The following is an 8873-nucleotide window of genomic DNA, read 5'->3' on the forward strand; positions in this document are numbered from 1 at the left end:
TGCTATTCGCCGGTCAGCTCGCGATTGCGGCGGCTGACTTCCTCGCTATAGCGCTTGATCGCGTGCGCCTCGCTGAGGATGCCGACGAGACGGCGGCTCTCGCGATCGGCGACCACGGGCAGCGCCTCGCTCTCGGCTGCCTCGAACAGCTTCAGCGTGTCGCGCACCGACATGTCGGTGAGCAACATCCGATCGGGATTGCGCAGGAGATGACGGACCGTGCGCGGTGCGGGCTCCGCCGCTGCCTCTTCATCCAGCGCCGCGTCCGGTTCGTAGAGCGCCCCCGGGGGCACCATGCCGGCATAGGCGCCACCCGGGCCGATGGCGACGAGGTAATTGGTCGATCCCGGCGGGTATTTCAGCCGGGCTTCGGCGATGGTGGCGTCGGCTGCGATCTTCGGCACCTCGATGCGCATCATGCTGCCGGCGGTGAGGTCACGCATCCACCCGACATCGTGGGCACCGCGAATGCTCTCGCCGCGCAGATGGAAGCGCCAGGTCGCGAAGGAGAAGCCGAACAGCCGGCGCGTGACGAGCGAGGCCGCACCAGCCGCGCCGACCACGGCCAATGTCAGCTTGAGGTCACCGGTCATCTCGAGCGCGAGCAGCGTCATGGTCAATGGGCCACCCACGACCGAGACCGCGAGCGAGCTCATACCGACCAGCGCGAACAGCGTCTCGTGCCCGGCAAGGTTGGGGAAGGCCAGGCCGAGCAGACCGATGAACAAGCGGCCCGTCAGCACGCCGAGCAGGAGCGAGGCGAAGAACAGGCCGCCGCGGAAGCCGGAGCCGATCGAGACCGAGGAGGCCAATGCCTTGGCGACGAGCACCAGCGCGAAGAGCAGCAAGTTGGCATCCATGCTGACATAGAGATTGATCGCGCCATGGCCGGCGGAGAAGACCGAGGGAATCCAGATCGCCAGCGCACCGACGACGAGGCCGCCGAAAGCGGGCCGCAGCCAGGTCGGGATCCGCGAGCGCCGGAAGCCGGCCTCGACGAAGGCGGCGGCGCGCATCACGACGATGCCGACGAGCCCGCAGGCGGCGCCGAGCAGGACGACCAGCGGCAGGTTGGCCATGGTGATCGTGCCGATCGGAGGGACCTCGACCGCCAACAGCGCGGGCGCGAGCAGGCTGTGGGTGACGGTCGCCATGAAGGTCGCGGCCATGACCGGCACGAAGGCGGCGATCGAATAGCTGCCGAGGATCAGCTCGAAGGCGTAGAAGGCGCCGGTCAAGGGTGCATCGAAGGCCGCGCCGATGGCTCCCCCGGCGGCGCAGCCGACCATCAGCCGCATATCCGCCCGGCGCAGCCGCAGGCGACGGCCGATATGCGAGGCGAGCCCGCTCGCGGCCTGCGTATAGCCGGCTTCGAGACCGACCGAGGCGCCGGCGCCGCTCGAGCCCATGGTCTGGAGCGCGACGAAGACGCTGTCGCGGAAGGACATGCGCCCGCCATGCAAGGCATTGGCTTCGATCGGGTCGATCGGCTGCTTGCGGCGGCGGAAGAACAGCCAGGAGGCGCAGCCGATGGCGAGACCGCCGAGCACCGGCCCGGCAATGGCCCGCCAGGACGGGATCGTCGTGGTGATCGAGAGCCGGGCGCCATGTTCCAGGCCGAAGATCAACTCATGCAGGAGTTGCGTCGTGAAGGACATCGCCAGCACGGTAAGCCCGGCGAGGACGCCGACCACCGAGGCGAGAACCACGATGCCGATCTCGCTGGAGCGGACGAGCGCGCGCCATCCCTGCGAGGCATCGCCTGTCGCGGCCGGCGTTTCGGTGGCTTTCACGGTGATCACGGCAAGGCCCGTCAGGCTCGTTCGTCACGTCCGCACGCGGTCGCATATCGAAGCGGCCGTAACAAGACATCTCGGCGATGGCAGCCCTGTTTTTGCCGCAGGGCGCTATGAAATCGGCACGGCAAGGCCCGTCTTCACCCGGTCCATCGCGACGAAGGAGCGGAACTTGCGGATATTGGGATTGGCGAAGAAGAGGCGCCGCGTCAGCGCCTCGTAAGCCGCCATGCTCGACGCCAGCACGACCAGCATGAAGTCGACCTCGCCGGTGACGTAATAGCATTGCTGCACCTCGGGCGCGGCCCGGAAGGCGTTCTTGGCAGCGTCGATATCGCCGGCCGTCTCGCTGACCAGCTCGACCTCGACGAAGAGCGTGATCGGATGGCCAAGCGCGGCGGGATCGACCACAGCGACATTGGCCCGGATGACGCCGTTCGCTTCCATCCGGCGGATACGACGCTGCACGGCCGGCGCGGACAGATTGACGCGCTCACCGATCACCCGCTGCGGCGTGGTGTTGTCCTGCTGGAGGATCGCGAGGATCGCCCGGTCGAAAGCGTCGAGATCATGAGCGGTCGGCTCGGCCATGCCTCATCCTGAGAAAGAAACTTGCAAGGTCGTGGGCCAAATCCAGCGCCTTTTTCGCTTGGGATGCAATATCCATTCAGGCAGCCCAGCCAGACGAGGCCGCCATGTTCCTGCTGAACCATCATCCGGATTATCGCTCCGCCCTCCATCCGGAGGATGTCGAGACGCTCGGGCCCGCCGGGGCGGATGCGATCGCGGCGCATCTGACGCAGCGGCCGAACCATGTGCCGACCCCTTTGCACAGCCTCCCGGCGCTGGCCGCCGCGCTCGGCATCGGCGCGCTCTTCATCAAGGACGAGGGCCAGCGCCTCGGTCTCGGCAGCTTCAAGGCGCTCGGCGGCGCCTATGCGGTGATCCGGCTTGCGCTCGAAACGGCTTCCGAAAAACTCGGCAGGCAACTCAGCGATGCCGACATGAACGACCCCGCCGTGCGCGCGGCAGCGGCCGGCATGACTTTCGCTTGCGCGACTGATGGCAATCATGGCCGCTCCGTCGCACAGGGCGCGCAGTTGCTCGGAGCCCGGGCCGTGATCTTCGTGCATGGCGGCGTCAGCGACGAGCGCGTCGCGGCCATCGCCCGCTTCGGCGCCGAGATGGTGCGTGTCTCCGGCACCTATGACGATTCCGTGGTCGAGGCCGCCCGTGTCGCGACGAAGCGCGGCTGGACCATCGTCTCCGACACGTCCTGGGACGGCTATGAGCGCATCCCCGGGCTGGTGATGCAGGGCTATACCGCCATCGCCCGCGAGGGGCTGGCGCAGATGCCGGAGCGGCCGACGCATGTCTTCGTGCAGGCCGGTGTCGGCGGCATCGCCGCCGCACTCGCGGCGCAAATGGAAACGAGCTTTGGCGGCGAGCGGCCGTTCTTCACCGTGGTCGAGCCGTCACGCGCAGCCTGCGTCTTCGAGGCGGCCAAGCGCGGCAAGCCCGGCAAGATTCCGCATGGCGCGCCGACCGTGATGGCGATGCTCGAATGCTACGATACTTCGCCGCTCGCCTTGCGCGTGCTCTATCGCGCGGCGGATGCCTTCATGACCGCCGAAGATTCGGACGCCGTCGAAGCGATGAACCGGCTTGCCCGGCCGGCAGGGGGCGACCCGGCCATCGTCGCCGGCGAGAGCGGAGCGGCCGGGCTCGCCGGCCTGCTCGCGGCCCTGCGCGACCCGCAGGCCCGCGCAGCGCTGAAGCTCGATGGCCAATCGCGCGTCTTCCTGGTCAATACCGAGGGCGCGACCGATCCGGCGCGCTATGCCGAGCTCGTCGGCCTCAAGCCGGAGGAGGTCGAGTGACCACGCAAGCCTCCGAGCGGCTGACACTTCATTCGCAGAGCCATTCGCCCTATGCGCGCAAGACCATCGTCTTCGCGCATGAGGCGGGCATCGTCGACCGGCTCGCGATTGTCGATCAGGAGACGAGTCCGACCAACCGCAACCCCGATGTCTTCGCCGTCAATCCGCTCGGCAAGGTGCCGGTGCTGATTACGCCGGAAGCTGGCGCGATCTTCGATTCGCTCGTGATCTGCGATTATCTCGACGGGCTTCATGGCGGACGTCGATTGATCCCGGTCGAGGGCAAAGCTCGCTGGCAGGCGCTGCGCCTGCACGCCATTGCGCAAGGGCTCTGCGATGCCGGTATCGCCTTGCGCTGGGAGACGCTGCGACGACCGGAACCTCTGCGCTATCCGCCACTCCAGAAGGGTCAGACGGCAAAGCTCGTCGAATCCTTCGACGTGCTGGAGCGTAGCGAGAGTTTCGATGAGCCCGTCCAGATCGGCCATATCGGGCTGGCCACCGCGCTCGCCTGGCTGGAATTCCGCGACCTGCCGGATTTCCGCAGCGGGCGGCCGCGGCTGACGCGCTGGTACGAGACGTTCTCGGAACGCGCCTCGATGCGGGCGACGGCCTATCACGGTGAAACGCAGGACCGGCCGGCAGCTTAAGGCCATTGCCGGATGACCGGGTGACGTCGTAGCAGAGCCCGGCAGCGCGGCCACTGCCCCAGCCGCGCCGGAGGCCGCGCATGAAGCTTCGTCCCGATACGCTGGCGATGACCGCCGTCCTCGCCATGCTGACGGCTCTCGGGCCGCTCTCCACGGATTTCTACCTGCCCTCCCTGCCGGAGATCGCGCGGGTGATGCAGACCGATGTCGCCGGCGCGCAGGCGACGCTCTCCTCCTTCCTGTTCGGCTTCGCCGCCGGGCAGATCTTCTGGGGGCCGCTTTCCGATAGGCTGGGGCGCCGGCCTGTGCTGCTCGCGGGGCTCGGCCTGTTCGGGCTGGCGACGCTGGCCTGTGCCTTCGCGCCCTCGATCGGCGCACTGACGTTGGCGCGGGCTTTTCAGGCACTCGGTGCGTCCGGCCCGATCGTTCTCGGCCGTGCCATGGTGCGCGATCTCTATGACGGCCCCCGCGCCGGCCGCGAACTCGCCCGCATGGGCATGATCATGGGGCTGGTTCCGGCCATCGCGCCGGTGATCGGCGGCGTGCTGCAGGTCGCTTTCGGCTGGCGCTCGACCTTTCTCGCTTCGCTGGTGTTCGGGCTCGCGCTCGCCAGCGTCATCGTCACGGTGATGCCGGAGACGCTACGGGCGCGCTCGCCGCAGCCGCTCTCCCTCGTCGGCATTTTCCGGGGCTTCGGGACACTGCTGCACAACCGCGCCTTCCGCGTCTATGTCGCACTGACGGCACTGGCCTATGCCGGGCTTTTCGCCTTCATCTCGGGCTCGTCCTTCGTACTGATCGGCATTTATGGGTTGAGCCCGATCGAATACGGGTTCTCTTTCGGCTTCGGCGTGCTCGGCTTCATCCTGGGCACGATCATCGCCCAGCGCCTGGTCGGGCGGCGCGGCATGGACGGCGTGATTTCCTTCGGGGTCTCCTGTCTCGCCGGTGGCGGGCTGGCCATGCTGGTCTGCGTCCTGACCGGGCTGGGCGGCGCGGCCGGGGTCGTCGTGCCGATGGCGCTCTATGCCTGTGGCGTCGGGCTCACCATGCCGCAGGCCCAGGCCTCGGCGATGATGCCCTTCCCGGACCGGGCCGGCGCGGCATCATCCTTCAACGGGCTCTGCCAGATGCTGCTCTCGGCCTGCGTCGGGCTCGTCGTCGGGCACCTGCTGAAAAACGCCGCGTTGCCACTGCCTCTGGTGATGTCGGCGCTCGGCGTGACGGCGCTGGTGCTGTTCCGCGCAACGCGAGGCATCCGGGCCGCGAAGAGCTAGATTCAGCCGCCGAAGAGCCGCTCGAAGAAGTTCTTCTCCTGCGGCGGCGGAGGCGTCCAGGTTCTGGCGTTCCCGGTCTGCACGGGTGCCGTCGGAACCCGCGCGTCGGCAACCGGCGCCCCTTCGCCAATCGTCTTCGGCGCGCCCTGCCAGAGGCCTCCCGGCAGCGGGATCGGCTGCGAGCCGGCATGGGCGGCCTTCATGTACTTTCCCCAGATCTCGCCGGGCAGGCCGCTGCCGGTGACGCGCTTCATCTTCGAATTGTCGTCGTTGCCGACCCAGACGGCAGTGACGAGCTTGGCGGTGAAGCCGACGAACCAGGCGTCGCCGTAATCCTGCGTCGTGCCGGACTTGCCGCCGACCTGCCAGCCCGGGATGTTGAACTTGCTGCCGGTGCCGCCATTCATCACGCCGTTGAACATCGTATCGATCATGGCGAGTTGCTGCGGCTGGATGACCTGGCCCAGGCCGGCGGCCTTGCGGGCATAGACGACCTTGCCATTGGTCTGGCGCACCTCGCGGATGACATAGGGCAGCACCGACTGGCCGCCATTGGCGAAGGTCGCGTAGGCGGCGGTCATCTCCAGCGGCGTCACCTCCGAGGTGCCGAGCGCCAGCGAGAGGTTCGGCTGCAGGGCCGAGGTGATGCCGAGGCGCTGGGCGGTGCGGACGACCTCCTTGGGCGTCACCTCCTGGATCAATCGTGCGGCGACCGTGTTGAGCGAATGCTGCATCGCCGTCGCCAGCGTCACCGGGCCACGATAGGTGCGCGAATAGTTCTCCGGCTCCCAGCCTTTGATCGACACGGGAGCATCGTCGCGGATCGTGTCCGGCGTCATGCCCTTTTCGAGCGCCGTGAGATAGACGAAGGGCTTGAAGGACGAGCCCGGTTGACGGCGGGCAGCCGTAGCACGGTTGAACTGGCTCTTGGTGTAGTCACGGCCACCGATCAGGGCGCGGATCGCACCATCGGGCGCGAGCGAGACGACCGCGCCTTGCGAGGCATTCAGCTTGGCGCCCTGCGCGGAGAGCGCATCGACCAGCGTCGTCTCGGCCGAGGACTGCAGCTTCGAGTCGATCGTGGTCAGAACGGTGACGTCACCCTCGACCGCGCCGATGAAATCGTCGAGCACATCCATGACGTAGTCGGCGGCATAGTTGACCGAGCCCGCCCCGACGCGCTCGGGCACCTCGGCCGGCGCGGTCAGCGCGGTCTTGGCCGCAGCCTGCGTGATGAAGCCCTGGTCGGCCATCGCGGCGATGACGAGCTGGGCGCGCTTCTCGGCCAGATCGGGATTGCGGTTCGGCGCAAGGCGCGAAGGGGCCTGGACGAGGCCGGCCAGCATCGCCGCCTCCGCGATCGTCACCGAGCGCGCCGATTTGTTGAAATAGCGCTGCGCCGCCGCCTCGACGCCATAGGCCCCGGAGCCGAAATAGACGCGGTTGAGATAGAGCTCGAGAATCTGGTCCTTGGTGTAGGTGCGCTCCAGCCACAGCGCCAGAATCGCCTCCTGGATCTTGCGGGCGGCGGTGCGCTCCTGCGTCAGGAAGAGGTTCTTGGCGAGCTGCTGGGTCAGCGTCGAGCCGCCCTGGACGCCGCCGCGACCGCGCAGATTGTTGACAATGGCGCGGCTGATGCCGACCGGGTCAATGCCGAAATGCTCGTAGAAGCGCCTGTCCTCGATCGCGACGAAAGCCTTCGGCAGATAAGGCGGGATCTCGCCGATGGTGACGGTACGCCCGCCGGTCTCGCCGCGATTGGCGAGCAGCGAGCCATCGGCAGCGAGGATCGCGATGTTCGGCGGCCGCTTCGGCACGGTGAGCTGGTTGATCGGCGGCAATTGCGAGGCGTGATAGGCGACGATGCCGCCGACGCCGATGACGCACCAGAGGCCGAGCACCATCGTCCAGTAGAACAGGCCACCCAGCAGCGAGCGCCGCCGACGACTACGACGCTTGCCACCTCCCCCGCCACCGCGCTTGTCGCGTTTTGGCGGGTTGCGGAGCTGCCGGCTCGGCTCGGGCTGCGCCGCGGCCTTCTGAAAGCGGGAGGGACGGTCGTCTGGAGAAAGGCGCATGTCACCGTCCACGTGGCGCTCGCCACGCTCATAACCAAAGGAGGGCTCGCGCCGCTCGCCTCGTGCAATCCGGTCGTTCATCCTGCCCCGTTTTCGGCCGCCAAGCCGCCTCGCAAATGCGGTCAGGTCACACAGGATTCAAACATGGCGCTTTTAAGGGTTCGTAAAGCCTGCAGCGCGACGTGACGGACACAGTCGTCGCGCAAACGTGATCCAACTTGCAAACACGCAAACGAAATCGTCAACAACCTGGATATTGCGCAAACTCCGGCGGGTTGACTACAAGCGCTTCATCCACACGGTCATGGCGGTGCCTGAGGCGAACTGCTCGACCCATCCTTCGTCAAAGAGGCCCAATCCATGCAGTCGCTCAATCGCTACGCGCCGCAGTTCCTCGGCATCCTGCGCATCGTCGCCGCGCTGATCTTCATCGCACACGGCTCCCAGAAGCTGTTCGGCTTCCCGATCGCGCCGCCGAACGGCGCCTTCCCGCCGGCCTTCACGCTGTACTGGTTCGCGGGCGCACTCGAGCTCGTCGGCGGCCTGCTGATCCTCGTCGGCTTCCAGACCCGGATCGTCGCCTTCATCCTGTCGGGCCAGATGGCCTTCGCCTACTGGATGGCCCACGCGCCGAAGAGCCCCTTCCCGGTCGCCAATGGCGGCGATGCGGCGATCCTTTACTGCTTCGTCTTCCTCTACCTCGTCTTCGCGGGCGCCGGTGCCTTCGCGATCGACAAGGACAGCCGCGGCTGACCACCCAGCGGCATCGCTGAAAAGCAGAAAGCCCCGCCTCCTCACGGAAGCGGGGCTTTTTTATTGCGGAACGCGAATCAGACCGCGGCGGAGATCCAGCGCGAGAGGTCGCTCTTGGGGGCGGCGCCGACCTTCTGCGAGGCGAGCTTGCCGTCCTTGAACAGCATCAGCGTCGGGATCGAGCGGATGCCGAATTGGGCCGGAATCTGCTGATTCTCGTCGACGTTCATCTTGACGATCTTGACCTTGCCGTTGAGCTCGGTCGCGATTTCCTCGAGCGCCGGGCCGATCATGCGGCAGGGACCGCACCACTCCGCCCAGAAATCCACCACGACCGGCTCGGACGACTTCAGGACGTCGGCCTCGAAGCTCTGATCGGTTACCTTGCTCGTTGCCATGACTGGCCGCCTTTCGATTCCACGGGCGGCATCGCCGCCCT

General features: G+C 67.2%; 8 protein-coding genes. 4 read left to right on the forward strand and 4 right to left on the reverse strand.

All coding sequences use genetic code 11. The features are described 5' to 3' along the window. Positions 1-2 precede the first annotated feature (2 nt). Together Q0Q36_RS16880 and Q0Q36_RS16885 are read right to left on the reverse strand one after the other, a co-directional pair. On the reverse strand, positions 3-1802 hold the full coding sequence (locus Q0Q36_RS16880; RefSeq protein WP_293799496.1) for a chloride channel protein: 1800 nt from the start codon (positions 1800-1802) through the stop codon (positions 3-5). A 105-nt stretch (positions 1803-1907) separates the two neighbouring features. Then, positions 1908-2387, reverse strand: a complete 480-nt coding sequence (locus Q0Q36_RS16885) for an Lrp/AsnC family transcriptional regulator (protein ID WP_293799499.1) — start codon at positions 2385-2387, stop codon at positions 1908-1910. Positions 2388-2491: 104 nt separating this feature from the next. On the opposite strand from Q0Q36_RS16885, the gene Q0Q36_RS16890 reads away from it, so the two are divergent. From Q0Q36_RS16890 to Q0Q36_RS16900, 3 genes are all read left to right on the forward strand, one after another. Continuing rightward, positions 2492-3676: a diaminopropionate ammonia-lyase gene (locus Q0Q36_RS16890; protein WP_293799502.1), complete on the forward strand. Its 1185-nt coding sequence runs from the start codon at positions 2492-2494 to the stop codon at positions 3674-3676. Beyond that, a complete protein-coding gene (locus Q0Q36_RS16895; protein WP_367187180.1) occupies positions 3673-4326 on the forward strand; it encodes a glutathione S-transferase family protein in 654 nt (217 codons plus the stop codon). Before Q0Q36_RS16890 ends, Q0Q36_RS16895 begins: the two co-directional genes overlap by 4 nt. A gap of 80 nt (positions 4327-4406) precedes the next feature. Continuing rightward, a complete protein-coding gene (locus tag Q0Q36_RS16900) occupies positions 4407-5603 on the forward strand; it encodes a multidrug effflux MFS transporter (protein WP_293799505.1) in 1197 nt (398 codons plus the stop codon). Positions 5604-5605: 2 nt separating this feature from the next. Here Q0Q36_RS16900 and Q0Q36_RS16905 read toward each other — a convergent pair whose 3' ends face one another. Further along, positions 5606-7681 carry a transglycosylase domain-containing protein gene (locus Q0Q36_RS16905; RefSeq protein ID WP_293799508.1) on the reverse strand — a complete coding sequence of 692 codons (2076 nt, stop codon included), beginning with the start codon at positions 7679-7681 and terminating at the stop codon, positions 5606-5608. Positions 7682-8041: 360 nt separating this feature from the next. Here Q0Q36_RS16905 and Q0Q36_RS16910 point away from each other — a divergent pair, with 360 nt between their 5' ends. Next, positions 8042-8434, forward strand: a complete 393-nt coding sequence (locus Q0Q36_RS16910; protein ID WP_265057324.1) for a DoxX family protein — start codon at positions 8042-8044, stop codon at positions 8432-8434. Between the two features lie 77 nt (positions 8435-8511). On the opposite strand, the gene trxA is transcribed toward Q0Q36_RS16910, so the two are convergent. Then, entirely contained in the window at positions 8512-8832 is a 321-nt protein-coding gene (gene trxA / locus Q0Q36_RS16915) for a thioredoxin (RefSeq protein WP_038366779.1), read from the reverse strand. Positions 8833-8873 lie beyond the last annotated feature (41 nt).

It is taken from the genome of uncultured Allobosea sp. (assembly GCF_945957345.1).
Lineage (GTDB): Bacteria > Pseudomonadota > Alphaproteobacteria > Rhizobiales > Beijerinckiaceae > Allobosea.